This window comes from Lacticaseibacillus kribbianus, assembly GCF_020180945.1.
Classification (GTDB): domain Bacteria; phylum Bacillota; class Bacilli; order Lactobacillales; family Lactobacillaceae; genus Lacticaseibacillus; species Lacticaseibacillus kribbianus.
On sequence record NZ_JAIPUL010000003.1, the window covers coordinates 14,294 to 40,937 of the forward strand.

At 64.8% G+C, this 26,644-nt stretch carries 21 protein-coding genes; 11 read left to right on the forward strand and 10 right to left on the reverse strand.

Features of this window, described 5'->3' with window-relative positions:
• Positions 1–43 precede the first annotated feature (43 nt).
• The 4 genes from LE416_RS09380 (at position 44) to LE416_RS09395 (ending at position 4,225) form a co-directional block, all read left to right on the forward strand.
• Positions 44–562, forward strand: coding sequence for a transcription repressor NadR (locus tag LE416_RS09380; protein WP_225048206.1), 519 nt, complete (start codon positions 44–46; stop codon positions 560–562).
• Positions 563–668: 106 nt separating this feature from the next.
• Complete coding sequence (locus LE416_RS09385; protein WP_225048207.1) at positions 669–1,148, forward strand: DUF805 domain-containing protein; 480 nt, start codon at positions 669–671, stop codon at positions 1,146–1,148.
• Positions 1,149–1,368: 220 nt separating this feature from the next.
• Complete coding sequence (locus LE416_RS09390; protein WP_225048208.1) at positions 1,369–2,577, forward strand: MFS transporter; 1,209 nt, start codon at positions 1,369–1,371, stop codon at positions 2,575–2,577.
• 427 nt (positions 2,578–3,004) lie between these two features.
• Complete coding sequence (locus LE416_RS09395) at positions 3,005–4,225, forward strand: MDR family MFS transporter (RefSeq protein ID WP_225048209.1); 1,221 nt, start codon at positions 3,005–3,007, stop codon at positions 4,223–4,225.
• A gap of 417 nt (positions 4,226–4,642) precedes the next feature.
• Here LE416_RS09395 and LE416_RS09400 read toward each other — a convergent pair whose 3' ends face one another.
• Positions 4,643–5,221 (reverse strand): hypothetical protein, encoded by a 579-nt coding sequence (locus LE416_RS09400; RefSeq protein WP_225048210.1) that lies wholly within the window; start codon positions 5,219–5,221, stop codon positions 4,643–4,645.
• 178 nt (positions 5,222–5,399) lie between these two features.
• Between LE416_RS09400 and LE416_RS09405 the strand changes: the two genes are divergently transcribed.
• From LE416_RS09405 to LE416_RS09420, 4 genes are all read left to right on the forward strand, one after another.
• Positions 5,400–7,406: a DHH family phosphoesterase gene (locus LE416_RS09405; protein WP_225048211.1), complete on the forward strand. Its 2,007-nt coding sequence runs from the start codon at positions 5,400–5,402 to the stop codon at positions 7,404–7,406.
• A gap of 498 nt (positions 7,407–7,904) precedes the next feature.
• Positions 7,905–8,360, forward strand: a complete 456-nt coding sequence (rplI, locus tag LE416_RS09410) for a 50S ribosomal protein L9 (RefSeq protein ID WP_225048212.1) — start codon at positions 7,905–7,907, stop codon at positions 8,358–8,360.
• Positions 8,361–8,607: 247 nt separating this feature from the next.
• Positions 8,608–10,002: a replicative DNA helicase gene (gene dnaB, locus LE416_RS09415; RefSeq protein WP_225048213.1), complete on the forward strand. Its 1,395-nt coding sequence runs from the start codon at positions 8,608–8,610 to the stop codon at positions 10,000–10,002.
• Between the two features lie 27 nt (positions 10,003–10,029).
• Positions 10,030–11,178, forward strand: coding sequence for a hypothetical protein (locus LE416_RS09420; protein ID WP_225048214.1), 1,149 nt, complete (start codon positions 10,030–10,032; stop codon positions 11,176–11,178).
• Between the two features lie 55 nt (positions 11,179–11,233).
• Here the strand turns inward: LE416_RS09420 and LE416_RS09425 are convergent, their stop codons facing one another.
• Positions 11,234–11,686, reverse strand: a complete 453-nt coding sequence (locus LE416_RS09425; protein WP_225048215.1) for a helix-turn-helix domain-containing protein — start codon at positions 11,684–11,686, stop codon at positions 11,234–11,236.
• A 389-nt stretch (positions 11,687–12,075) separates the two neighbouring features.
• Here LE416_RS09425 and LE416_RS09430 point away from each other — a divergent pair, with 389 nt between their 5' ends.
• The gene (locus LE416_RS09430) at positions 12,076–13,365 is read left to right on the forward strand and encodes an adenylosuccinate synthase (protein WP_225048216.1); all 1,290 of its coding nucleotides are present in this window, start codon (positions 12,076–12,078) and stop codon (positions 13,363–13,365) included.
• Between the two features lie 181 nt (positions 13,366–13,546).
• Here the strand turns inward: LE416_RS09430 and LE416_RS09435 are convergent, their stop codons facing one another.
• The 7 genes from LE416_RS09435 to LE416_RS09465 all read right to left on the reverse strand — a co-directional run bounded on the left by LE416_RS09435 (position 13,547) and on the right by LE416_RS09465 (position 20,005).
• Positions 13,547–14,230, reverse strand: a complete 684-nt coding sequence (locus tag LE416_RS09435) for a metallophosphoesterase family protein (RefSeq protein ID WP_225048217.1) — start codon at positions 14,228–14,230, stop codon at positions 13,547–13,549.
• Between the two features lie 11 nt (positions 14,231–14,241).
• Positions 14,242–15,873 carry an AAA family ATPase gene (locus LE416_RS09440; RefSeq protein WP_225048218.1) on the reverse strand — a complete coding sequence of 544 codons (1,632 nt, stop codon included), beginning with the start codon at positions 15,871–15,873 and terminating at the stop codon, positions 14,242–14,244.
• An 8-nt stretch (positions 15,874–15,881) separates the two neighbouring features.
• Positions 15,882–16,292, reverse strand: a complete 411-nt coding sequence (locus LE416_RS09445; RefSeq protein WP_225048219.1) for a hypothetical protein — start codon at positions 16,290–16,292, stop codon at positions 15,882–15,884.
• 18 nt (positions 16,293–16,310) lie between these two features.
• Entirely contained in the window at positions 16,311–16,790 is a 480-nt protein-coding gene (locus tag LE416_RS09450; RefSeq protein WP_225048220.1) for a hypothetical protein, read from the reverse strand.
• Positions 16,791–17,158: 368 nt separating this feature from the next.
• Positions 17,159–17,545, reverse strand: coding sequence for a hypothetical protein (locus tag LE416_RS09455; RefSeq protein ID WP_225048221.1), 387 nt, complete (start codon positions 17,543–17,545; stop codon positions 17,159–17,161).
• 200 nt (positions 17,546–17,745) lie between these two features.
• A complete protein-coding gene (locus LE416_RS09460) occupies positions 17,746–18,114 on the reverse strand; it encodes a hypothetical protein (protein WP_225048222.1) in 369 nt (122 codons plus the stop codon).
• An 832-nt stretch (positions 18,115–18,946) separates the two neighbouring features.
• A complete protein-coding gene (locus LE416_RS09465; protein ID WP_225048223.1) occupies positions 18,947–20,005 on the reverse strand; it encodes a D-alanine--D-alanine ligase family protein in 1,059 nt (352 codons plus the stop codon).
• Between the two features lie 201 nt (positions 20,006–20,206).
• On the opposite strand from LE416_RS09465, the gene LE416_RS09470 reads away from it, so the two are divergent.
• Positions 20,207–21,208 (forward strand): D-2-hydroxyacid dehydrogenase, encoded by a 1,002-nt coding sequence (locus tag LE416_RS09470; protein WP_225048224.1) that lies wholly within the window; start codon positions 20,207–20,209, stop codon positions 21,206–21,208.
• Between the two features lie 181 nt (positions 21,209–21,389).
• On the forward strand, positions 21,390–22,847 hold the full coding sequence (locus tag LE416_RS09475) for an NCS2 family permease (RefSeq protein ID WP_225048225.1): 1,458 nt from the start codon (positions 21,390–21,392) through the stop codon (positions 22,845–22,847).
• A 211-nt stretch (positions 22,848–23,058) separates the two neighbouring features.
• Here the strand turns inward: LE416_RS09475 and LE416_RS13190 are convergent, their stop codons facing one another.
• The gene (locus LE416_RS13190) at positions 23,059–25,983 is read right to left on the reverse strand and encodes an AAA family ATPase (protein WP_225048226.1); all 2,925 of its coding nucleotides are present in this window, start codon (positions 25,981–25,983) and stop codon (positions 23,059–23,061) included.
• Positions 25,984–26,644: the final 661 nt, after the last annotated feature.

Sequence of the window (26,644 nt, forward strand, 5' to 3'; positions counted from 1 at the left end):
GAACGGCGGATTCGACCGCCAAGCATAATCGGGAGGTAATCAGATGCTAACAAGTGCTGAACGGCAGGCCCAGATTCGGTCCGCCTTGGCCGACAACAACGCGCCGATCACCGCGACCCAGTTCGGGCAGCGCTTCGGCGTCAGCCGCCAGACCGTGGTCGGCGACATCGCGCTGATGCGCGCCCGCGGCGAGGGCATCATCGCCACGCCGCAGGGCTACCAGTACGAGGAGAAAAGCCGCCACGAGGCCGTCATCGTGTGCCGTCACACGCCGGAGCAGGCGCGCGAAGAGATGAACACGGTGGTCGACCTCGGCGGCACGATGATCGACGTGCTGGTCGAGCACCCGGTCTACGGCCAGATGCGCGGCCAGCTGCAGGTCAAGACCCGCACCGACGTGAACCTGTTCATGGGCCACCTGCGCCAGCGCGAGGGGCACCTTTTGTCGGAGCTGACCGACGGCGTGCACCTGCACACCATCGGCTACGACACGCCGGAGCAGCTGACCGCAATCAAGGACGCCCTGCGCGCCAAGGGGTTCCTGTTCGAAGAGGTCGGCTGAGCCACACAAGACTTGAAACCGCGCCAGCGATGGCGCGGCTTTTATTGTGGTTGCGCTTTCTTGCCGGGGGGGTACACTGAGGAAAATGGTACAGGGAGGGGTACAGATGGCATTTTGGCGGCAACCGCGCGAATTTTTCCGGCGTTGGGGCGACTTTAGCGGGCGCAGCACCCGCCTGGACTACTGGCTGACCACGCTGTGGCTGATGCTGATGTTCCTGGCGTTTGTAGGCTTCACCACCGGGCTGCCCGCGCTTTTGATGGTACTCGGCGGGCCGCCGCGGGGCGCAGCTAACACGCTCCTCGGGGTGGGGGTCGGCGTGGTCGTGGTCGCCTTCGGGCTGCTGGCCCTGGCCTGCATCGTGCCCGTGCTGGCGCTCCACGAGCGCCGCTACCGCGATGTTGGGCTGCCCGGGCGGCTGTTTTGGTGGTGGCTCGTCGCCGTCATCGCCCTGAGCGTTGCGGATTGGGCAACGCCGGTGCAAGAGATTCTGATGGTGTTGGACCTCGTCGTCACGCTGCTGCCAAGCGGCTACGTGCAAGGCGCGCTCGGGAAGCGCCGGGGCGCGGCAGGACAACGATTGTAACCGTTGAAGGCCGTTCGGATGCGCGATCATCCGGAGGGCCTTTTTGGTGCCGCAGCGCGCGGTATCGGGGCCCACGGTTGACAAATCCGCCGGCAGCGAGCAGAATACTAGGCTACAAGGTGTCAAGACAAGTGTGTCGCGATACCACGCCGGGATTATTTCCCGGGCAATATCGTACTTATTCTCAGGCGCGCAGGCGCCGGTTGTGGAGGAAATCATTATGGCATTAGCGAAAGCCAAGACGGCGAGTCCCGTCCGGCTGGTAACGGGAGTCGGGGTCGCCTGGCTCTTTGACGCGATGGACGTCGGCATGCTGTCGTTCGTCATCGCCGCGGTCAAGGGCGAGTGGGGCCTTAACGCGGTGCAGATGGGCTGGATCGGCTCGGTCAGCTCGATCGGCATGGCGATTGGCGCCGTTCTGTTCGGCATTTTGGCCGACCGGATCGGGCGCAAAACCGTCCTGAGCGTGACGCTGCTCCTGTTCTCGCTGGGCTCGGCGGCCAGCGCCCTGGCGACGGGGTACGCGATGTTCATGGTGCTGCGCCTGATCATCGGGGCGGGCCTGGGCGGCGAGCTGCCGGTCGCGTCGACGCTCGTATCCGAAAGCGTCGAGACGAAGCACCGCGGGCGCTCCGTGGTGCTGCTGGAGAGCTTTTGGGCGGCCGGCTGGCTTTTGGCCGCGGTCGTGTCCTACTTCGTGATTCCGCACTGGGGCTGGCGCGTGGCGATGGTCCTGACCGGCCTGTGCGCGCTGTACGCCCTGTACTTCCGCGAGGGGCTGAACGAATCGCCCGCCTTTTTGGCCCAGACGCACCAAAAACCCGGCTTCTTCCAGGCGCTGACCGCGCTTTGGCAGCGCAAGTACGCCAAGGCGACCCTGATGCTCTGGGTGGTGTGGTTCATGGTCGTGTTCTCCTACTACGGCATGTTCCTGTGGCTGCCCAGCGTGATGGTGCTCAAGGGCTACTCGATGATCAACTCCTTCGGCTACGTCCTGGTGATGACCCTGGCGCAGCTGCCCGGCTACTTCGTCGCGGCCTGGCTGATTGAAAAATGGGGCCGCAAAAAGGTCCTCGCGACCTTCCTGATCGGTACGGCGCTGGCGGCCCTGGGCTTTGGCCTGGCGACCGGTCTGCCGGCGTTGATGGCCAGCGGCATGCTTCTGTCGTTCTTCAACCTCGGCGCGTGGGGCGCGCTTTACGCCTACTCGCCCGAGCAGTACCCGAGCGTGATCCGCTCCAGCGGCTCCGGCATGGCGGCCGGCGTCGGCCGCATCGGCGGCATCGTCGGGCCGCTTCTGGTTGGCAGCCTGGTCGCGGCCAAGGTCGGCTTCGGCCTGATCTTCGGCATCTTCACGGTCGCCATTCTGATCGGTGTGATCGCGGTGCTGGCGCTTGGCACCGAGACGATGGGCGAGCACCTGGAGTAGGGGCCGGCGGGGCCTGACCACCGCTTCCGGCACCGGGCCGGGGCGGCGGAACGCGTGCGGCTCCCCTGAGCCCGAAGTGCGGTCTCAGGACCCGCCGTTGCAGTAAGTCGGCACAAACCGCCGACTAACTGCAATGTCACGCTGGCTCGCCCCGGCCCGGTGCCTCCAGCAGCGGTCAAGCCGCGCCTCCGCTCGGTTCGGCGGGTGGTGGCGCGGTGCACGAGTCGACTTATTTTATGAAGATTGTTGTTGAATGATCTGCTCCGGTTTCCGAAGCCTAGAGCCGGTCAATCGAAGCCAAGCGAAAGGCGACGCACCGCGGTGCGTCGCCTTTTTGGTGCGGTCGTGAGCGCCACGCCAAAAAGCGGTGGCGGCCTTTCGGAGCGCGTGCTATAGTTAAACCCTTGCCTACGGAGGACACGAACTGATGAAAGATTTTATGGATCTTGACCGCAACATTCGGCTGCGGATTGGGACCGCCTTTTTGAGTGTGCTGCTCAGCAGCACCATCATGCCGAACATGGCGATCTACTACTCGCGCTACTTCGGCGCCGCGACCACCGGCCTGCTGCTGATGGTCGCCGCCGGGGTGGGGCTTTTGGCCGGGCTGTTCGGCGGCCACCTGTCCGACGCGCACGGGCGCAAGCCGATCATGCTGTGGGGCGACGGGCTGATGGTGATCGGGCTGGGCATCGCGGCGGCCGCCAACTCGCCGCTTGGCACCAACCCGTGGCTGACCTTCGCCGGTTTTTTGCTCGCGCGCATCGGCGGCAACCTCGAGGACCCCGCGGCGCAGGCGATGATGATCGACGTCTCGACCAGCGAGAACCGGCGCTTCATCTACGCGCTGTTGTACTGGATCATGAACATCTCGGTGATGCTCGGCGCGGCGATCGGCGGCTGGTTCTTCCGCGACTGGCTGTTCGAGCTGATGCTCGCGATGGCGCTTGTGGCGGTGTTCACGTGGCTTGTCGTTCGTTTTGCGATGAGCGAGACCTTCACGCCGACCGGGGCCACGACCAGCGCCCTGTGGGACATGGTGAAAAGCTACACGCAGGTGCTGGCCGACCGGCGCTTCATGGTGTTTTTCGCCGGATCGCTGGCGGTTGAGATCATCTTCAACCAGCCGATGTCCTACCTGCCGGTGCACCTAGACCGCGACTTCCACACGGTCACCGGGTTCGGCGTGGCCATCTACGGGCAGCGGATGCTGTCGGTGCTGACGCTGGTCAACACCGTGCTGATCGTCGCCTGCATGGCGTTCGTGACTCGCGCGACCAAGCGCTGGTCGACCAGCCGCGGCTTTGCCATCGGCACCGCGCTTCTGGGCGGTGCGACCGCCGTGTCGTTCCTGCTCAACTCCCTGTGGCCGCTGGTGATCAACGCGGTGGTCCAGACCATCGGCGAGATGATCTCGGTGCCGCCGAGCCAGACGCTGCGCGCGGACCTGATGGACCCGGAAAAGGTCGGGGCGTACTCTGGCGTCTGGACCACGGTCGGGCCGCTCGCCTCGATGGGCGCGGGCCTCGGCGTCACGCTCTCCACCTGGATCGGCAACGGCGGCATGGCCGCCTTCATGGGCGTCCTGGTCCTGACCTCTGTCGTCCTCGTCCACAAGGCCGCCACCTGGCGCGCCGCCGCGGCCTAGGACTGCCGGCCGGCCGCCGGGCTCCGGCGGGGACGGGCCGCTGCTTCCGGCTCCGGGCCGGGGCGGCGGAACGCGTGGGGCTCCCGCAAGCCCAAAGCCCGGTCTTGCGACCCGCCCTTGCAGTAAGCCGGCAAGGGCGGCCGGCTAACTGCAATGTCACGCTGGCTCGCCCCGGCCCGAAGCCTCCAGCAGCGGCGCGTCCGCGCTGGAGCCCTACACAGTGGGGGTATCGCACCAATCGTGAGCCGGGTGATGGCCAATCGGTGGCGATGCCAGTGCCGCCACGCCTTGGCACCTACGTCCGTGCACGCCTGCACATCCGAATGTGAAAAACTGCGCCACCGGTGGTCACCGGTGGCGCAGCTGTGTCTTGGGTGCGCGCGGCGGTCGTGGGGTCGCGCCGCGCTTTGATGTTCGCTAGTCCTTCAACGCCTTGAGCTTGGCCAGGTCGGCCTTGTACATCGCCTTGGCCGACTGCTTGGGCATCGCCTTTTGCTTGGCGGTGGCCTTGACGGTCATCTTCTGCCACTCGCTGCCGTCCGCGGTTTCCTCGAGGCGCACGACTTTGTGGCCGGAGGTGATCAGGCGGGTGCCGGCGAAGTCGTACGGGTACTTGCCGGAGTAGGAGTCCTTGATCAGCGCCTTGACCTGCTTTTGGGTCAGCTTGGCGCCTTCGATCGGCTGCTCGACGGTGCCGACCCAGGTGGCCTTGAGGGTGACCTTGTCGTCCTTGACCGTGTAGGTGCCGCTCATGTAGGCGCGGTTGCCGTTGGTGCCGGTCTTGGTGTTCGGGTCGACCTTGTTCATCACGCTGACGAAGTGCTTGTTCGCGCCCAGGTAGTAGGTCAGGCTGTTGTCGGCGCCCTTGACGGTGACGGGAATCGTCACCTGGTAGTCGGTGTTGCCGATGGCGTCCTTGTCCTTGCAGGCGGTCAGGCCCAGGCCGACGGCGACGAACGCCAGCAGCGCCAGCGCGGTTCTCAGTGCTTTTTTCATGTCGAGGGATCCTCCTTTAGCTGTCTAGACCAGCGTACAACGGCCGGCCGGCGATGACAAGTGAAATCGATTGCAGCGGCGCGCGATGCCCGGAATCCGTTTCTATGGTAAAATTAAGCTTAAGAATTACTTATGATGCGGGAATTATCCCGCGCCACCCGTGAAAGTGAGCGATATTGTGAAAAATCTCAAGGCAAAGCTCAAGCTGCCGGCGTTCCTGGAGGACGGCCGGCTGCGCTGGATCATCGGCATCATGGCGGTCCTGGCCGTCATCGACGTGATCGTGGCGAGCTTCATTCAGCTGTGGCTGGCGCTGGCGCTCCTGCTTTTTCTGCTGGGGCTGATCGGGGCGACCCTGGCCGCCCTGGCGCGCATCACTGCCAACACCAACCAGTACATCTCCAACCTGTCGTACCGCATCAAGCGCGGCGAGCAGGAGGCGCTGATCAAGATGCCGGTCGGAATCTTGATCTACAATGAGCAGCTGGAGATCGAGTGGGCCAACCCCTACCTGCAGCAGTACTTCGGCGACGAAGACTTCCTCGGCCAGCCGCTGTCGGCGATCGACGCCGAGCTTGCACAGCTGGTCACATCCAACCAGGACTCCAGCGCCAAGACCACCATCACCTGGGGCGGCCACCAGTTCGACATGACGATTCAAAAAAGCATCGGCGTGGTCTACCTGATGGACATCACGCCCTACGCCAAGATCGAGCAGGAGGCCGCCGACCGGCGCGTCGCCATCGGGCAGGTGTTCCTCGACAACTACGACGAGATCACCCAGACCATGGATGATCAGGCGATCACGAACCTGAACAGCTACGTCACCAACACGATGAGCGACTGGGCCGCCGACTTCGGCATGTTCGTCAAGCGCGTCGCGTCCGACCGCTTCATCATGATCGGCTACCTCAAGTCGCTGCGCGAGGTCGAGGAGGACAAGTTCAAGATTCTGGACCGGATTCGCGAGGAGACGTCCAAGCAGAACTTCCCGCTGACCCTGTCGATCGGGATCGCGTACGGCGAAAACAACCTGTCGCACCTGGCCGCGGTCAGCCAGTCCAACCTGGATCTGGCGCTGGGCCGCGGCGGCGACCAGGTCGTCGTGCGGGAAAAGGGTGAGCAGGCCCGGTTTTACGGCGGGCGCACCAACCCGATGGAGAAGCGGACCCGCGTGCGGGCGCGCATGATTTCACAAGCGCTTCAGGAGCTGTTCAAGCAGACGGACAAAATCTTCGTCGTCGGCCACAAGCGCCCGGACATGGACGCCATTGGGGCGGGGCTGGGCATCCGGCGCATCGCCCAGATGAACGGCAAGGACTGCTACGTCGTGGTCGACCCGGCCAACCTGCACTCCGACGTCGAGCGGCTGATGACCGCCGTCGGCAAGGACCCCGAGATCGCCAACGCCGTGGTGACGCCGGAGGCCGCGCTGTCGCAGGCCACCGACAAGAGCCTTTTGGTGCTGGTCGACCACAGCAAGGCCTCGATCACCGCGGCGCCGGATCTCTACGAGAAGCTCGCGGCGCGCACCGTGATCATCGACCACCACCGGCGCGGCGAGGAGTTCCCGGAAAACCCGATGCTCGTGTACATCGAGCCGTACGCCAGCTCGACCTGCGAGCTTTTGACCGAGATGTTCGAGTACCAGCCGACCGGCGTGCCGGGCCTGAACAAGCTGGAGGCCACCGCGATGCTCGCCGGCATCACGGTCGACACCAAGAATTTTGCCATGCGCACCGGCACCCGCACCTTCGACGCCGCGTCGTACCTGCGTTCCAACGGCGCGGACGGGCTGCTGACCCAGAACCTGCTGAAGGAAAATATCGACAGCTACATCCAGAAGAATCATCTCATTGATACAATTGAAATGATTGCGCCAAGTATGGCATTATGTACAGGTGAACCGGACCGCGCCTACGACCCCGTGATCGCGGCGCAGGCGGCCGACACGTTGCTGACGCTCAACGGCATCACCGCCAGCTTCGTCATCACGCGCCGCGCCGACAACATGGTCGGCATCTCGGCGCGCAGCCTGGGCTCGGTCAACGTCCAGCGCCTGATGGAAAAGCTCGGCGGCGGCGGCCACCTGAGCAACGCCGCCACCCAGATCCGCGGCAAGTCGGTCGCCCAGGTCCGCACCATGCTGGCGCGGGCGATCGAGGACGAAGCGGTCAACAATTAGAGGGCGGAGCGGCGCGCACTTAGCGGGTCGGGTAGCCTAGCGCTAGCGTTGAGGCGGGCTTTGCCTCGGCGCTAGTGCGTAGCTAGCCGCACCCGCATTGCGCGGCGGAGCCCGTTTGGCCGGGCTCCGGCGCGGCGGGGCCACTGCTTCCGGCTCCGGGCCGGGGCGGCGGAACGCGTGGGGCTCTCCTGAGCCCAAAGTACGGTCTCAGGACCCGCCCTTGCAGTAAGCAGGCAAAGACCGCCTGCTAACTGCAATGTCACGCTGGCTCGCCCCGGCCTTCAGCGCCAGCAGGCCCGCGCCTCCGCCCTACATCGTGGTGTGCGGCTGCGTTCGATCGCTGGCGGCGTAATTCGGGATTCGGACCGCAGATTTGGATTCAGCGGTACTGGTTGTATTGGTCGGCCGAACTGGTGTGGACTGAGCTCCTAAGTGACGGCGCAGTTTTCGCCGGATTGATCAACAGCAAGACGCCTCAGAAGAAAGAAGGACTTAACAATGAAAGTGATTTTTACCGAAGATGTGCGCGGCAAGGGCAAGCGCGGCCAGGTCAAGGAAGTGCCGGACGGGTACGCCCAGAACTTCCTGATCAAGAACGGCAAGGCCAAGGCGGCCACGGCGCAGGCGATGTCCGCGCTGCGCGGCCAGCAGAAGCTTGAGGAGAAAAAGGACGCGGCGGCGCGCGCCGAGGCCGAGGCCGTGAAGGCGAAGCTCGAGGCCGACAAGACCGTCGTCCAGATCCAGAGCAAGGCCGGCGCGGACTCGCGTCTGTTCGGCTCGATTCCGAGCAAGCAGATTGCCCAGGCGCTCGAAAAGCAGTACCAGATCAAGGTCGACAAGCGCAAGATGGACCTGCCGGAGCCGATCAAGGCCCTCGGCTACCGCAACGTGAAGGTCGCGCTGTACCCGGGCGTGGAGGCTAACATCCGCGTCCACATCACCGAGGCCAAGTAGGGTCATTGACCACCGCGGCCCAGCCACCGCGGCCGGGTCCGCAGAGTCGGTGCGCGGCCGGGCCACGTCGAGCAGACGGGCAAGCCGCAGTCGCAACGCCAAAATTAATCTTCCCGTTAGAATCGTGTGCCGGCGCCGCCAGCACGCGATTTTTGCGCTGGCGGCGGGGGCCGGGTTCGTTGCGCCAAGGCGCCATGTCCGCTAAACTAGGTGAGACGATTTGATGCACAAAGATGGAGGAGAAGCCATGGATAATCAAGTTCGGCGGATGCCGCCGGCCAACCTGGACGCGGAAAAGGCGGTGCTCGGGAGCATCCTGATGTCGCCCGACGCCCTGATCTCCGCCATGGAGTTCGTGAACGAGGCCGATTTTTACAAGCGCGCCAACCAGCTGATTTTCCACGCGCTGACCGAGCTGTCCGACCGCGGCGACGCGATCGACGTGCTGACGGTCGAGGACTACCTCGACTCGGTCAACCAGCTGGCCGACGTGGGCGGCAACGCGTACATGCTCGACATCGCCGATGCCGTGCCGACCGCCGCCAACGTGGTCTACTACGCTAAGATCGTGGCGGACAAGGCCCAGCTGCGCCGCCTGATCGACGCCTCCGAGCACATCATCCAGACCGCCTACGACGAGCAAGACGATGTGCCGACGGTGGTCGAAAACGCCGAAAGCGCGATGATGGCCGTCTCGGACGGCGGCTCGCGCTCGGGCTTCAAGCCGATTCGTGACGTGCTGAACAGCACAATGGCCGAGATCGACAAGCTGTACCAAAACGATCAGGAGATCACGGGCCTGCCGACCGGCTTCAAGGAGCTCGACCGCATGACCACCGGGCTGCACGACGACGAGCTGATCATCCTGGCCGCGCGCCCCGCGGTCGGGAAAACGGCGTTCGTGCTCAACATCGCGCAGAACGTCGGCACCAAGACGGACAAGACCGTCGCGATGTTTTCCCTTGAAATGGGCGCCGAGTCGCTGGTCAACCGCATGCTGTGCGCCGAGGGCAGCCTCGACGCGCAGCACCTGCGCACCGGCCAGCTCAACGAGGAGGAGTGGCAGGCGCTGATCATGGCGATGGGCAGCCTGAGCAACGCCAGCATCTACATCGACGACACGCCCGGCGTCCGCATGGCGCAGATCCGCTCGCAGTGCCTGAAGCTGCAAAAGGAGCAGGCGCACGGCGACAAGCCGCTGGGCCTGGTCGTCATCGACTACCTGCAGCTGATCGAAGGCTCCGGCCAGGAAAGCCGCCAGCAGGAGGTCAGCGCGATCTCCCGGCAGCTCAAAAAGCTCGCCAAGGAGCTCCACGTGCCGGTCATCGCCCTGTCGCAGCTGTCGCGTGGCGTCGAGCAGCGCCAGGACAAGCGCCCGGTACTCTCGGACATCCGTGAATCCGGCTCGATCGAGCAGGACGCCGACATCGTCGCCTTCCTGTACCGCGACGACTACTACCGCGATGCGGACGGCGACGGCGAGGCGGAAAACGACCACGGCGCCGACGACCAAAACGTCGGTGAGGTCGAGGTCATCATCGAAAAGAACCGCTCCGGCGCCCGCGGGACGGTCAAGCTGCTGTTCGTGAAGTCCTACAACAAGTTCAGCTCGATCGCCTACAACCCCGGGCAGCAGCACTAACACTTCAGTATAAAAGGAGGATGCATCGTGGATGCCATCCTGATGAGCCTGATGGCCGCTTTGAACGAGCGGCTCTTGATCAACATTTACCAACGCGACACCGAGGATTTTTACACCGGCTACATCCAGGCGCTGGGCAAAAACAGCGTGCTGCTTGCGACCTACAACGACGCCGGGCTGGCCGACGGGGCCGTCCTGATCAACTTCGCGGCGATCTCGACCGTCGAGTTCGCCGGCGCCGACCTCGAGGACATGACCTTTCGCATGCGCGTCGCGGCGCAGGACCACTTCCTGACGCTGCCGGAGACGCAGATGAGCATGCACTTCGACGCCACGCGCGACCTGATGCTGCAGCTGGCGACCCAGGCGCAGGCCAGCGGCCAGATGATCCTGGTGATGCTGGCCGACGACGACGCGTACCTCGAGGGCCGCGTCACCGCCGTCGACCGCGACCGCCTGACGCTGTCGGTGTTCAACAAGTTCAACTACACCGACGTCCGCGCGCTGCAGGTCGATTTTTCCGACGTCCTGGTGATCGAGTTCCAGGGCCTCGAGCTGCACCTCGAAACCGCGCTGCTCGACCGGCGCGACGAGCTGGTTCACCAGCCGACCCAGATCGTCCAAAACGACGGCCAGCTCAAAGACGTTTTGGCCGCGGCCCAGGCCGAGTCCCGGCTGGTGGCGGCGCGGCCCAAGGGCGGCTTCGACCAGTTCTACGTCGGCCGGGTGCTCGCGCTCAACGCGGAGCTGGTCGTCTTGCGCCTCAAGGACATGGCCGGCCAGTTCGGCGGCTACGTCGTGCTGCGCCTCGCCGGCCTCCAGAACGTCACCACGCAAAGCGACTACCTGCAGACCATCGCCTTTTACAGCGACTGGGTCGCGGCCCGCGGCATGGAAAAACAGCCGGTCCTGAACGCCGACCGCGAGTTCGACGCCAGCGGCGACCTGATCGCCGGCCTGATCCAGTCCGCGGCAGCCTTCGACCGGGTGGTGCGCGTGCGCGGCAAGGAGTCCGGCGACCAGCTGATGGGTGTGCCGGAGAACGTGACGGCGACGGGCTTCACGATGCACGCCGACGACACCGATGAGGACGTGCCGTTCACCTTCAAGACGGTGCAGGAGCTGGCGTTCGGCCACATCTACGCCTACCTGCAGGAGGCCCGGATGCGGCAGTGAGCAGCCGCCCAAAAACGGCGACCCCGCGGGGTCGCCGTTTTTGTGTTGTGCTGCATTAGCCAAAGAGCGCGTACACCCAGATCAGGATGATCATGGGAATCATCATGAAGAGGTAGGAGTTCTCCTCCAGCCAGTCGTAGGCGGTGCGGCCCGACTGCGGCGGCACGGGGGCGTTGGGCGCAGGGTGCTGGCCGGCGTCGCCGTCCGCGGCGTGACCGGTGTCCCCAGCGTTCTCGGCCTCCGCGGGGTGGTCGGCAGCGCCGGGTGCATCGACGGCCGCGGGGTGGGCGGGCTCGGCTGCCGCGGCGCCGCCTTCCCCGCGCACCAGCCGGTCCAGCGAGACGTCGAACAGGTCGGCGAGCGCGACCAGCGTCTCGAGGTCCGGCGTCGCGTCGCCCTGCTCCCACTTGGAAATGGTCTGCCGCGTCAGAAACAGCCGCTGCGCCAGCGCCTCCTGCGACCAGCCGCGCTCCTGTCGGTAATGCCGTACCTGCGTTGCGAAACCCATGCCCGCCACCGCCTTTCTCCCCCTTATCATACGAGTCGGCGCGGGCGTTGGGTAGCCCCGAATCGCGGCACCGCCGCAACTGGTGGTTGCGGGCGAAAAAAAGTTATTTCCCGGGAAATGAGCGGGACACGCGCCGGCACGTTCGGGCCGCGCGCGGCGGCCGCGGGACGCCCGGACGCGGGCGTGGTTACGGCGGCGCGGTGCGGCGTTATTCGGGTATTTTTAATCCCGGCGTCGCCGATCGACGATTCGTTCGGATTTTTGATTCGATTGTTCGAATTTTAATTTCATCATTCGGCTTTTAACTTGCCGCGGCGCGCAAATGTTGCTAGAATAGCTAGTGGCAATCGCGGGAGCGTGCGCACATCGCAATTAAGGAGCACATCAACATGGGGACAGTAGTTATCGTAGGCACACAGTGGGGCGACGAGGGGAAGGGCAAAATCACCGACTTCCTGAGCCAGGGCGCCAACGTGATCAGCCGCTACCAGGGCGGGGATAACGCCGGCCACACCATCCACAACGACGGGGTGGTGTACAAGCTGCGCCTGATCCCGTCCGGCATTCTCTACCCGAACCAGCTGTCGGTGATCGGCAACGGCGTCGTGGTCAACCCGAAGTCGCTGGTTGAGGAGCTTGCGACGTTGCGCGCAAAAGGGGTCGCAGGTGAGAACCTGCGCATTTCCGACCGCGCGCACGTGATCCTGCCGTACCACATCGCGCTGGACAAGGCGCAGGAGGCGGCCAAGGGAGACGGCAAGATCGGCACCACCAACCGCGGCATCGGCCCGGCCTACATGGACAAGGCCGCCCGCGTCGGTATCCGCTTTGCCGACCTGCTGGAAAAAGACACCTTCGAGACCAAGCTGCGCGCCAACCTCGCCGAGAAGAACGCGCTGTTCACGAAGATCTACGGCGTTGAACCGATCGCCTTCGAGGACATTTTCGAGGAGTACTACGGCTACGGCCAGCAGCTCGCCCAGTACGTCTGCGACACCACGGTGCTGTTGAACGAGGCGCTGGACAAGGGTGAAAACGTGCTGTTCGAGGGCGCTCAAGGCACCATGCTCGACGTCGATCAGGGCACCTACCCGTTCGTCACCAGCTCCAACCCGGCCGGCGGCGTCGCCACCGGCACCGGCGTCGGCGCCAGCCGCATCGACCGCGTGGCCGGCGTGGCCAAGGCCTACACCTCCCGCGTCGGCGACGGCCCGTTCCCGACGGAGCTGTTCGATGACGACGGCCACTTCATCCGCGAGGCCGGCCACGAGTACGGCACCGTCACCGGCCGCCCGCGCCGCATCGGCTGGTTCGACGCCGTGGTCGTGCGCCACGCCTGCCGCGTCGCCGGCGTCACCGACCTGTGCCTGAACTCGGTGGACGTCCTGACCGGGCTGGCTAACGTGAAGATCTGCACGGGCTACAAGCTCAATGGCGAGCTGATCACCCGCTACCCGGCGTCTCTCAAGGAGCTGGCCGCCTGTGAGCCGGTTTACGAGACGCTGCCGGGCTGGACGGAAGACATCACCGCCGCCAAGACCCTGGAAGACCTGCCGGCCAACGCGCGCGCGTACGTCGATCGCATCGCCGAACTGATCGGCGTGGACCTTTTGACGTTCTCCGTCGGCCCGGACCGCGAGCAGACCAACATCCTGGCCAACATCTGGGACAAGTTGTAATTAGACACAAGCAGACCCTGCTGCGCGCCACCTCACATGGTGGCGCGCGGCAGGGTCTTTTTTGGCCCAAAAATCCCGCGCAGCTTGCGGACTGCGCGGGACGTGGCGAGTTGCCCTCATTTGACCTAGCTTGATCCTGACGCCGCGCAAGTCTGTGGCAATCCCGCCGGCCAAAGCGGCGTCAGTCCTCGTAGGCATCGATCAAAAGCCCCGACGCGCTGTCCAAAACGGCGATGTTCCCCAGCCGCACGCCGGCCAGCCCGCTGCCGACGCCGCCGTCGATGAAGTACCGCGGGTACTCCGCCGGGTACCGGATGCCGAAGATCGGATTCCGCGCGGTCGGCCGCTTGACCGGGCCTTCGTCGTGCCGGTAGCGGCCGCTGATGCGGGCGGTCGGCGTGTGGCCGGAGACGATGGTGTAGGGCAGCGGGTTGTGCCCGAAAACGCCCCAAGCGCCCGGCGCGTACCAGTACCTGGCGTCCAGCCACAGCCGGTCGTGGCGGGTGGTGGCCGCCACCGGGTCCGCCAGCGCCAGGTCCAGGCCGGCGTGCACGACCAGCAGGTGATCGCGCGCAAAGGTCGTCGGCAGCCCGGCGAGCCAGGCCAAAAGCGGCCCCTCGTGCGCAATCAGCACGGCGCGCGCGCTGAGCGGGCCGCGGTCCGGCGACCAGGCGCGGGTCGCTTCGCGCAGCGTCTCAAGGCCGCCGTAGTCCAGCCAGTCGCGCCGGCTTGAGTCGGCCACGAAGTCCAGCAGGCCCTGCTCGTGGTTGCCTTTCAGCACCACCACGCGGTCCGGCTGCGCGGCGAGCCGCTCTAGGGTCGCAAGCTCGCCGTGCAGGTCGCTCAGCGCGATGATGGTGGTCATGGCGCGCCCCCTTACTGAGCCTGCAGCATCGCGCTGAAGCCGATCCGGCGGGCCGGCTCAAAGGGCTGCTGCGCGCGGCGGGCAGCGGGGTCGCCGAAGTCCGCGCCGGTCAGCTCGGTCAGCGCCGCGTTGGTCGGGACGCCCCCGGCCGCGTCCAGGCGCAGTCCCTGATTGAGGACGGCCTTTTCCAGGACGTTGCGCACGGTGCGGCCGTTGCCGAAGTTTTTGGGGTCTTGGGTCTTGATCGCCGTCAGCGCGGCGGCCAGCCGCTTCGGCGCGTCGTCGCTCAGGCGCAGCCCAAGAGATTCAAGCTGCAGGCGCGCGATCGCCACGAGCTCCTCAATCGCGTAATCGGGGAAGGGGATCTGGTACGCCACGCGGCTGCGCAGCCCCGGGTTGGCATCGAGGAAGGTCGCCATCTCGGCCGGGTAGCCGGCGAAAATGACGACCACGTCGTCGCGGTGGTTTTCCATCTCCTGGACGATCGTGTCGATGGCCTCCTGACCGTAGCCGTGCTCGGTGACCGTCGCGTAGGCCTCGTCGATGAAAAGCACGGAGCCCGCGGCGCGCTGGAAGAGGTCCTTGACCTGCGGGGCGGTGGCGCTGACGAACTGGCTCACGACGTCGGCGCTGCCGACCTCGATCAGATCCCCGACCCGCAGCACGCCCTGGTCGCGCAGGATTTGGGCCAGGAGGCGGGCCACCGTGGTCTTGGCCGTCCCCGGGTTGCCGGTGAAGACCATGTGCATGCTGGCCTGGCGGACGGGCAGCTTGCGCGCCTTGCGCAGCTGCGCCATCTTGAAGTTGCTGACGACCTTGTTGACCAGGGCCTTCACCTCCGACAGCCCGATCAGGCCGGCGAGCTTGGCGGCGGCGTCGCTTTCGGTCGGCGCCGCGGCGCGGGCGGCCTGGGTGTCGCCGACGACGGAATAGGCGGGAAAATCGCGCTGGCGCAGCGTGTCGCCGCGCCATTTGGCGTAAACCGCCGCCAGCGCCTGGTGCCCGGTCGGAAACGCGAGGGCGGCGACGGCCGCCGTCAGCCGCTCGTCGACGGTCAGCCGGTCGAGTTCGGCCTGCTTGGTGATGTAGGCCGTCGCGCCGTCGCGCGTGAGCGCCGGAAAGCCGATCGCGACGTACAAAAGCGCGGGCATGGCGCGGCGAATCGCCGCCTGGGTGGCCCGGCTTGCCATCGGCACCTTGAAGATCACCAGCACCCGGTCGCGGTACTCGGCGATGAGCTGGGCCAGCTGCGTCAGGGCTTCAGAGGGCCCGGTGAGGGGGTTCACCAGCTCGATCACCAGGGTGCCGCCGCTGGCCGTCGCGAAGAGGTGGCGCCACGCCGTCACCGAAAAGGACAGGCCCAGGTGCGCGTTTTCGACCACGAGGTAGCGGCGGGAGGCCAGCCAGCCCATGGCGTACTTGGCCGCCAGCATCGGGGTCAGGATCTGATCCAGCGCCGTCAGGTCTGCGGCCTCCACCAGGTAGTCCACCGGGTGGCCGGCGCCTTGCAGGTGGCGCGTTGAGTAGATGCGGCCGACCTCCGCCTCGAGTGACGCGAGGTTCAGGCCGGCGACCTTCTGGGCCACCTCCTGGCGGGTCAACGCCGGGATCAGGTGCTCGGACAGCGGCTCGTAGGCAGACATTTTGTCGATCAGCCTTGCCGCGACGCCCTGAAGCCGAAGCGCACCCACCGATCGCTGTCCTGCAGGCGGTAGCTGCCCATTCGGTCGGACTCATCCAGGGCGCGCTCGAGCTCAACCTGGGTGACCTCGCTGGCCTGAACGCTGATCACCGGCACCTCCAGCGCCGCGTAGAAGCTGCGGACGAGTTGCGCCCAGTCGGTGCCGACCTCGCACACCATGACCACGGTGCTGGTGGTGGTGCTTTGATTCACAATGGCCAGCGCCCACCGCGCGCCGTTTTCCCTGGCCAGCCGGCCTTCGACGCCGGCCGCGCGCTTGTTGAACTTGCGGTAGGCGGAGTCGAGGTCATACGCGCTTGCCCCGTCGTTTTCCGGCACGCTGCCGGGCGTGACGCCAACTTTGATCTGGTAGTATAACATGATTGCCTCCCTTGTTGACTAGCGCAGGTGGGCCTGGGCCCACGCCGCGGCATTCGCATCGAGACTGATGAGATGGGAATACTCGCCATCGGTGAAGTCGCCGAGAACTTGGCCGGCCAAAAGCGCCTGGAGGGCGAGGACATCCAGCACCAGGTGATGGACGTCGTACCCGCGGGCCTTAAAGTCCTTGATGGCCTCTTGCGTCGGCAGGCGGTACGCGGTGTGATCCGCGTACGAAAGCCCGTGGCGCGCGGCCTCCTGCACTTCGGCGGCGATGGACGCTTCGGTGAACGGGTAGCCGTGGTCGAGGTACAGGGCGCGGATGCACGCCGCCGCCACGTCCGCCGGCGCGCTGTCCGGCGCGGCTTCGCGGATGACCTGATCAACGGTTGCCTGGTTCACCTCCTGGCCATTGTGCGGCGGCAGCGGTGGCGCCAGCAGCAGGGCCGGCTTGATGGTGCGACTGAGAAGACTGCGAACTTCATACTCTTTTGCCATGTTGTCCCTCCGTTTTCTCCTTGAGCAGCGTTGTCAACCATAACACAGGTCTAAAATTAGATAAACCTTGGACAACCAGGGGGACCAATTGACGACAGGCCTTACAAACGCCGGTGTGACGGCGCTTGTAAATAGTTAAGTTTATTTTAAGATTTCGAGATGGTTTGGGCGCGTAAGGCGGAGGACGGGTTGAAAAAACATGTCACTTTTTGGAGGGCGGGCCAAAAGCGGTCGAGATGGCCCGCCGCGCGACACCGATAAGGGCCCTTCTGAGTGACCGTCGGTGCCGCAGTGGCGGCCTGATCCACGAATGAGGGCAAAAAAAATACCACGAGCAAGCTCGTGGCAGTGGTCGGGTGCGGGAACCTTCAGAACGCCGAAGCGCCGATTCCGTACCCCGACCGTGGTTTGGCACCGTCGTTCAGTATCGCATGTTCCGGCCGTCGCGTCAACGGGAATCGCGCGGCGGGCGCCTCATTCAGGTCACACCAAGCTTTCACCGGCAACACAGGGCAGGAGGCGCGGCCGTCTGGTACACTGCACCAAGCAGACAAAGTGAGAGGTGCGGTGATCCCCGGTCGAAAGAGGGTGATGCCGATGGTGGAATAAACCACGGTGATCAAAATCTGGAGAAAGGAGACCTGCAAGCTTGTGATTATGGCCGCGGCCGTAAACATTGTGTTCTTTTTCAGCTGGCTGACCCAGGCAATCAACGCGGCAACGCGTTGTGTCGCCGCGGCCACCCGATTGCTCAAGGCAATCGCCAGACTGAAAAGAGCGTTCCGGAAATTACGGAAGTGAGTACGCAAAACGCCGCCCGTTTTTAACTTGACCCGTTAACTCGGCGGCGTTGTGTGACTCAGTTCATCTGAGGACCACCGCTGTCAAGCGGTCGTCTGCTCGGGGGCGACACGGTTAGCAGCGTGTCGCCCTTTGCGTTGTTAGTATATCACGGTCATTTCGACGCCGTAAAGCGTGCGACCGTCGCCGCATCGCGCACCGCCTGGGGCAGGTCCGCCGCCTCCGCGAAGCCGGCCAGCCAGTTGCGCGCGATGTTGAGCGCGTGGTTGTGGGAGCGATTCTTGAGGGATGGCGGCAATGGCTTGGCGGCGGCGACGGACTTGGCCGCCGCCGTCAGCCGCGGAATCACGATGGCGTTGAGCGCCGCCCGCTGATCCGGCGTGCCGTTTTGCCAGGCGAGACGGTAGCCGTTGAGGCCGATGAAGTTCTCTTCGGTGCGCGCTGGCAGCGCGTCGATCAGGGCCTGCACCGCGTCCGTACCGGTCTGCGCCTCGGTTAATTGAGAATCTTTGAAAATAAGCATGGGAAAACCTCCACTTTTTGTATTAAAAGAAGGCCGCACACGTATGCACGACCTCCCAAGTGGTTGATCTGCATCCGTCTATGGTGGGGCACGTTGCCTTTCGGTACGTTGCCGGTTGGTCACAGTGCATAGCCACTACCAACACTCTTGATACATACAGTCTTCTTTGCGAGTAATATAGCGCAAAAGCGGGGAAAAGTCAAGGCGCGCGTCATGTCCCTGACAGATGAAGCATCTTCATGATACACTGGCGAAGCTGGGAGCTCTGCGCGCCCCAGGGTGAGATTGCATCTCCTGGCGGTGAGTTCTCCGTTGTCCGTTCTCTTCACACTGGTGCTCGCCCCCGCGGCGGCGACACTGCTGGCACAACTGATCACTGGTCTTTGGGCTGAGTGGCGCCATGCAAGCCAGCACCCTGGTCGACATACTAAACGATCGGGTGGTAAACACTGCGCCGTCACCAAACGGCGCAGCCAAAAGCCTCGACGTTAAGCCATGCGCCGACCAGAAGGCACCGCTCACGGGTCGCACTACCTGTGGGCGGTGTTTTGATTGATCTGTCGACAAAAAAACGAGCGTCCCATCTCTGGACGCTCGTCGCCGGCATACATCGGGGCACTACTCCCAATGCGGCTCGTTGCCGTGCCGTTCTCTTCAAGGCAATATTAGCATGTTTCGCAATTTTTGGCTACACATGCGGTTTCACCCTCTAAACGGGTTCCAAAGCGCAACGCGAATTCGTCTAGCTAAGGCCGGCACTCGGGCCAAAGGGCGGCCCAAGCGCCAACCTTACGCTAGTCGATTCGCTAAGCCCGCGCTTTTCCACCCTCTGCTAGTTGGTCATCCCGTCCGCGTACAGCTTCAGCTTGCCGTTGACGATGCTTTCGACCAGCTCGCCGTACGGCACGTTTTCGGCCTCGGCCTCCTGCGGCAGCAGGGACAGCGGGGTCATGCCCGGCAGGTTGTTGGCCTCAATCACCCAGACGCCGTCGTCGTTGGTCAAAAAGTCGACGCGCCCGTAGTTTTGCAGGCCGAGGACCTTCATCGTCTCCACGGCGACGCGCTTCATCTCGTCGTGCACCGCGTCGTCGAGGTTGTCCGGCGGGGTCACGAAGTCGGTGTGGCCGGCCTGGAACTTGTGCTCGAAGTCGTACCAGCCGTCGTGGACCAGGATCTCGATGGCGGGGAAGGCGTGGCCGTTCACGACGCCGAGGGAAAACTCGCGGCCGGTGATGAACTCCTCGATGATCGCGGAGTTATCAAAGCGGAACACGTCTGTGAGACTATCCTCAAGCTCTTGTGCATCGTGCACAATGTGGGTGCCGACCGAGGAGCCGCCGGACGTCGGCTTGACCACGACGGGGTAGCCGAACGGCAGTGTGTGGCCGGTTGCGCCCTCGTCGCGGGTGATCTCGACGTAGGCCGCGGTTTTGATGCCGCGCTGCAGCATGATTTCCTTGCTGTAGACCTTGTTCATGGTGATGCCGGAAGCGGTCGAGCCGCTGCCGGTGTACTTGATGTTGTTCAGGTCCAGGTAGGCCTGGACCTTGCCGTTCTCGCCGTCGCCGCCGTGCAGCGCGAGGAAGACGATGTCGGCCTCCTGGCAGATCGCCAGGACGTTGGGGCCGAAAAGCTGGGTGGAGCCGTCCGTGCGCAGCGCGTTGATGTCCGCGTCGGTCAGGATGGCGTCCGAAATCTTGAGATCGGCGCTGGTGTTGGCGTCGTCGTAGGCCTGCGCCGGGGTTTTGCCCTGCAGGTCGTAGCCGAGGAACAGATCGATGAAGGTGGCCTGGTGCCCCTGCGCGCGCAGGGCGTTGGTGATGCGGTAGCCGCTGGAGATCGAAACATTGCGTTCAGTGCTTCGTCCACCGGCCAGTACGGCAATTTTCATGGTGTATGCCTCCCGATTGTTTTAGAACCTTAAGCATACCACACCAAACCCCGTCGTGGCACGAAAGAGACCGCTTTCATTGAACTTTTAGGGTTTCGGTCGCGTTAAAAACGGGTGAGGGTGGTAGCCAGTCCCGCTCGTGATTGCGTATACTAAAGAAAAAACAGCGGTGCACAAGGCACCGGGCAGGAGGAGCGTTTTTTGAAAATCATCACGTACGGCGCCCACGACGACGAGCTTCCCTACATGACGCAGTGGCAGGCCCGCACCGGCCACGACCTTGAGATCCACACGCAGCCCGCGACGGTCGCAAACCTCGCGTGGGCCGCGGGCTGCGACGGCATCAACCTGCTGCAGACCACGCCGATCACGCGCGAGATGTTTGAAACCATCGCCAAGCTTGGCATTCGCTTCGTCACCATCCGAAACGTCGGCACCGACAACATCGACCTCGCGGCGGCCCGCGCTCTTGGCATCCGCCTGGCCAACGTGCCGGCGTACTCACCCAACGCGATCGCCGAGTTTGCGGTGACCGCGACGTTGACCCTGCTGCGGCGGCTGGGGGAGAGCCAGGCGGCGCTTGATGCGGGCGACTACCGCAAGGCGACCACCTTCATCGGCCGGGAGCTGGCGCAGCAGACGGTCGGCGTGGTCGGCGCCGGGCGCATCGGGCGCGAGGCAATCCGGCTGTTTGCGGCGTTCGGCGCGCGCGTTTTGGCCTACGACCCGCACCCGGTCCAAGACAGCAGCCTGGCCTGCGCCTACGTGGACCTGCCGGAGCTGTTGGCCCAAAGCACGGTGGTCGACCTGCACGTGCCGGGCATCGCGGCCAACGACCACATGATCGACGCCGCCGCCCTTGCGCTGATGCAGCCGGGCGCGCTGTTGATCAACACGGCGCGCGGCAACCTGGTGGACACCGCGGCGCTGATTGAAGCACTCAAGTCCGGCCACCTCGGCGGCGCGGGCATCGACACCTACGAGAACGAGTCGGCCAACCTGCTGGCGCTGCACGAACACGGCAAGTTCGAAGATCCACAATGGGACACGCTTCGTGCGATGCCGAACGTGCTTTTGACGCCACACATCGCCTACCACACCGAGACGGCGGTGCAGAACATGGTCGACTTCTCCCTGAACTACCTGGTCGAGTTCCTGACCACCGGCGCCACGGCGACCGAGGTGCACCCGCGCGAGCTGTGAAGACGCGCACCATCACAAGCACGAACCCGCAACCGGGCGACTTTCCCGCGAAAGTCGCCCGGTTTTTGCGTTAAAGCCGAACGTTCGGGAGTAAAAAGTTAAAATAAACCGGATTTGCGCTTGAAATTCGCTGAACAATCCCTTACACTGATGCTATCAAAGGCGAACGAAAGGGTGCATCATGGAAAAATTCTTTCAGCTTAAAGCGAATAATACCAAGTTCTCAACCGAAATTATGGCGGGTTTGACGACGTTCTTCGCGATGTCGTACATTCTCTTCGTCAACCCGCAGGTCCTGTCGCAGACCGGGATGCCGTCTCAGGCGGTCTTCCTGGCCACCATCATTGCCAGCGCCGTCGGGACGCTGGTCATGGGGCTTTTCGCCAACGTCCCTTACGCCCTGGCACCGGGGATGGGCCTCAACGCGTTTTTCACCTACACCGTGGTGTTCGCGCTCGGCTACAACTGGAAACAGGCGCTGGCACTGGTCTTCATCTGCGGGATGATCAACATCCTGATCACCGTCACCAAGGTCCGCAAGATGATCATCATGGCGATTCCCGAGGTCATGCAGCATGCCATCGGCGGCGGGATCGGCGTCTTCATCGCCTACATCGGCCTGAAGAACGCGGGCTTCCTGCAGTTCACGTCCGATAGCAGCAACATCTTGAGCATCAACAACGCCGCCTACAACGCGGCGACCAGCAACTACAAGGACGGCGTCACCGGCGTCGTCACCGGCGGCGGCATCGTGCCGGCGCTGGTCAACTTCACCGACCCCGGCGTCCAGCTGGCGCTGATCGGCCTGGTCCTAATGACCATCCTGGTGGTCAAAAAGGTGCCGGGCGCCGTCCTGATCGGCATCGTCGCCGTCACCCTGATCGGCATCCCGATGGGTGTCACCAACCTGACCTTCAACTCCGCCAACAGCCTGGGCAGCTCCTTCTCCCAGCTGGGCACCACCTTTGGCGCCGCGTTCTCGCACGCCGGGATGGGGAGTTTGTTCACAAGTCCGTCGCAGATCTTCGTCTCGCTGATGACAATCTTCGCCTTTAGCTTCTCCGACACGTTCGACACCCTGGGCACCTTCATCGGCACCGGCCGCCGCACCGGCATCTTCTCCGCGGCGGACGAAAAGGCGATGGAGGACGGCCACGGCTTCTCCTCCAAGATGGACAAGGCCCTGTTCGCCGACTCCATCGCCACCAGCATCGGCGCCGTGTTCGGCACCAGTAACACCACGACCTACGTGGAATCCGCCGCCGGCATCGGCGCCGGTGGCCGCACCGGCCTGACCGCGGTCACCACCGCGGTGGCCTTCCTGGTCTCCGCCGTCTTCGCGCCGTTGATCTCCGTCGTGCCGACGCAGGCCGTCGCCCCGGCCCTGATCCTGGTCGGTGTGATGATGCTCGGCAGTTTCAAGGAAATCGACTGGACCAACCTCGCCGAGGCTGTCCCGGCCTTCATGGCGTCGATCGTCATGGGCCTGGTCTACAACATCTCCTACGGCATCGCGGCCGGCTTCATCTTCTACTGCATCGTCAAGCTGATCACCGGCAAGGCCAAGGAGATTCACCCGATTCTGGCCATCGTCTCCATCGGCTTCATCCTGAACTTCATCGTGCTGGCGGTGCTGTAACCCGCCGCGCCTAGATTGTGAAAAAAATGTCGCAGGCTCCCGAATCGTGGGGCTTGCGACATTTTTTGCTTGTGGCGGCCCGGGCCCCAGATCCGCTCGCGCGAGGGCCTGGGCCCGGTTTTGCGGTGCGACGTCGGGAATCAGGGTCTGACCGCCGTGTGCGCCGGTGAGCGCCGCTGTGCGGCCAGTCACTTGTGATTCTGTGCGGCGATCAGCCCTGCACCAGCCCCGCGGCCTGCTTGGCCAGGTCGTTGGCGCGGCGCTTGGTGTCGTCCGCGGTGCCGGGACTGTAAACGAAGTGGAGAGCGATCTGCTGCGCCAGGTCCTGCATCGTCGCCTGGTACTCGCGGGTGAGCGGCTGGCTGGCGTGCCAGGCGCCGGTGACCCATTTTTCGATGCCGGCGTAGTCGTAGGCGATGGTCAGGCTGTCGGCGCCCAGGGCGATGGCGCGGCGGATGCCGGCGACGACGCCCAGCATCTGGCCGCCGAAGTCGCGCAGGGGCAGGCGGGCCTGGTCCTGGCCGGCTTCGTGCAGCGTCTCAACGGTCGCGCCGACCGTGAGAATTGCGCCGTAGCCGTAGGTGCCGGTGTGCGGGTTGAAGGCACCGTCGACCACCAGCCGTGGGCCGGCCGGGGCCTTGGGGGCGACGGCCGTGATGGCCAGGGCCCCATCGCCGGCGACGTCGGCGGTGAACTCCCGCGCCGCGTCGTTGTCAAGCAGCCGGTCGGCGAGCGGGCCGATCAGGGCCTCGGCGATGGCCCGCTCCAGCGGCCGCGCGCCCATGTCCGGGTCGTAACCCAGGTCGACCAGATGGGCCCGCGCGGCGTCGCTGAGCGTCAGCGTGATGCCGCGCTTGGCGAGGCGCTGCAGGTACGGCTTGAGCTTGAGCGCCAGAATCGGCTGCAGGGCCGCTTTGCTCAGCGGTTGGAAAGCGACGATGCTGGAGAAGCGGTTCACAAGCTCCTTGGGGAAGGTCTCCTCGAACTTCTCCTTGGAGAACACGTAGCGCCCGGCGTTGCCTTGGCCGAAGCCGACCGGGCCGCCGTCGGAGGACATGCCGGCGTTGCTGGTGAAAATCAGGATGTTGGCCGTCAGGTCGTACGTCTTGCGCAGGCCGGAGGTCAGGCGGCCCTCGTCGAGCACCTGAAGCATCAGGTTGTGCACGGCCTCGCTGGCCTTTTCGAACTCGTCGAAGAGGATGATCGCGTTGGGGTGGGCCTCAAGCGCGTTGGTCAGCCGGCCACCCTTGTCGCTGTTTTTCCAGATCGAGTCGCCGCCGATCAGCTTGTAGACGCCGTCGTCCTTGCCGGCGAACTCGGACATGTCCAGGCGGACGTACTCGGTGGTGCTGCCGTACAGGTCCAGGGCCAGCTGCTTGGCCAGCTCCGTCTTGCCGACGCCGGTGGGGCCGGCGAACAGGAAGGTGGCCAGCGGCTTGGTCGGGTCGTTGAGCCCGGTGGCCGCGCGGGCCATCGCCCGGGCGACGGCCGCGGTTGCCTCAGGCTGTCCGATCACCTGCTGGTTGAGCTTGGCCTCAAGCCCGCGCACGACGCCGCGGTCGAGCACCGCCGGCGGGAAGCTGTTGAAGCGCACGGCCATGGTCTCTTGCACCATCGCCGCGGTGATGGTCTGCTTTCGCACCGGCCCCAGCGCGTGGGCGGCGGCCACCTGGTCCAGCAGCACGAAGCATTTTTCCGGGTCGGGGAACTTGGCCAAAAGCGTCCGGGAGCCGGTGACGATGGCCTGCAGCGCGGCCGGCTCGAAGCGCACGTTGTGGGCGCGCGCGTACTTGTCGGCGTCGTGCTCGAGCAAAGTCAAGATCAGCTCGGGCTCAAGCGGGCTGAGGTGGACCACCGCCCGCGTCGCCAACAGCGTCGATTCGTCGGGGTTGACCAGGTTCAGCCGCTCGATGGTGGTGAGGCCGCCGTCTTCGGCTTCGTCGTCCTGCTGAAATCTGACCACACGCAGGTCCGGGGCGGCAAGCGGCAGCCCGTCGCCTTTCCGGTTGAACAGCCAGACGTCGGCGAGCGCCGGCAGCCCGTCGGTGGCCATGTCCTGCGCCACCTGGCTCATCAGCAGGCGGTAGGCCAAGGGCGACTTGCCCACCACCGTGATGCCGTGGACGGTCGGGCTGGCGAGCAGCTCCTGCAGCCGCGCCGAGTCCTCGGCGAAAAAGTGGCGGTTGACCGTGCCGGGCAGCACCAGCTCGACGTCCGGGTGCGTCTCGAAAAAGGCCACGGCCGCGGCCTCGTCCGGGGTCGGCGATTCCGGCAGCATGGCCGCGTCGATCCGCACGAAGTTGATCAGCCGGTCGGGGCCGGCGGTGTAGTTGCGGTAGATCCGCGCCGCCGTCTCCATGATCGGACCGACCGCGGCGGTGGCGTGGGCGTCTCGGGCCGCGCGCGCCGCGGCGTACGCCTTGAGCCGCGCCTGGTCCACAGGGCTGAGGGGTTCGGGCACTTCCGCGTCGACGGCGTCCGCCAAGGCGGCGTCCGCATCGTCCGGGTCTTCCGGATCGTACAGGTCCGCCACTTCCTCTGCGGTCGGGCCGTCTGGGACGTCGCTGGGGTCGCTGAACAGTGCGGCGGCCACGGTCTTGGCGTCGCTGTGGGCGATCAGCTCGCGCAGCTGGTGGTTGGTCTGAATCTCCCGCAGCAGCGGCTCGCTCAGGTGCTTGGCCTCAAGCAGCGGGCGCGGCAGCGTCAGCGGCTCGTGCGCGCCTTCGTCCAGCACCCAGTCCGCGGCGGTGGTCTCGCCTTGGTCGCTCAGCCCCGCGTCCGCCGGGTACTCGCGCATGAAGGCGTGCATGAAGCGGGTGGCAGCCGCGCCGGTGTAGCCCAGCGGGTTGTCAGTGGTTGTCCCCTCCACCAGCGCCTGGGTCAGGTCGGCCAGCCGCGGGTCTTCGCCCAGATGGTCGAAAATGACCCGCAGCTCCCGGGCGGCGTCGCGTCGCTGGAACGCGTCGCGCCGGCGGTCGCTGATGACGGCGGTCAGGCGCACCATGTCGCCGCTCGTCTTGGCGTACGCGAGCTTGTGGCGCAAGACGCGTTCCTCGGCCGGCGGCGCCACCTCCAGTGCGATCAGGTGCCCGCAGTGCGGGCAGGTCATGGTGTGCAGCGCCAGGTCGGCGAACACCAGCACCTGGTCGTTGCGGTCGGCGGGCTGCCCGCAGTCCCCGCAGATAATGGCTTGAGTTGTGATGATAAACCCCTCCTCTCATTTCAGTACGGCCCTAGCTTAGCAGAAACCGGCGGCGCTTACCATGACGGGGCCGCACCCGGTGGCCAAGTCGGGCGCGGCAGCGCAAACAGGCCCCGGCGCACCGCACCGGGGCCGTTTCGAATGCGTCAGAACTGCAGGAAGCCGTCGTGCTCGGGGTGCAGCAGGGTGACGTCCTCGCCGGTCGCGACCGCGGACTACCGGGCGCAGCTGGCGCCGATGGCGGGCTTCGAGAAGAAGCTGGAGAGAACCGGGCACGCCCCGGGTCGCCCCTGCCACGGGAGGCGACCCGGGGTCTTTTTTGTGGTGGATTATGAGAATGACGGCAATGATGAATAATTAAATTAGGAAATTATTAGAACGACCGTCACCCAGATTGGAATGAGAATAAATGCGGGACGGCCCGCCAACCGCGCTGCATATACGCATAAATATGCGTAAATGTAGCCATAATTCAGAATTATGATTTTTTTGTGAATGCTGTTGCAAAATCTTAAAACTAAAAATATAATTCCTTCTAAGCAAAACCTAGCCGATTTCTAATAAAAGCCGAACGGCGGGACGACGGGCGCTGCCA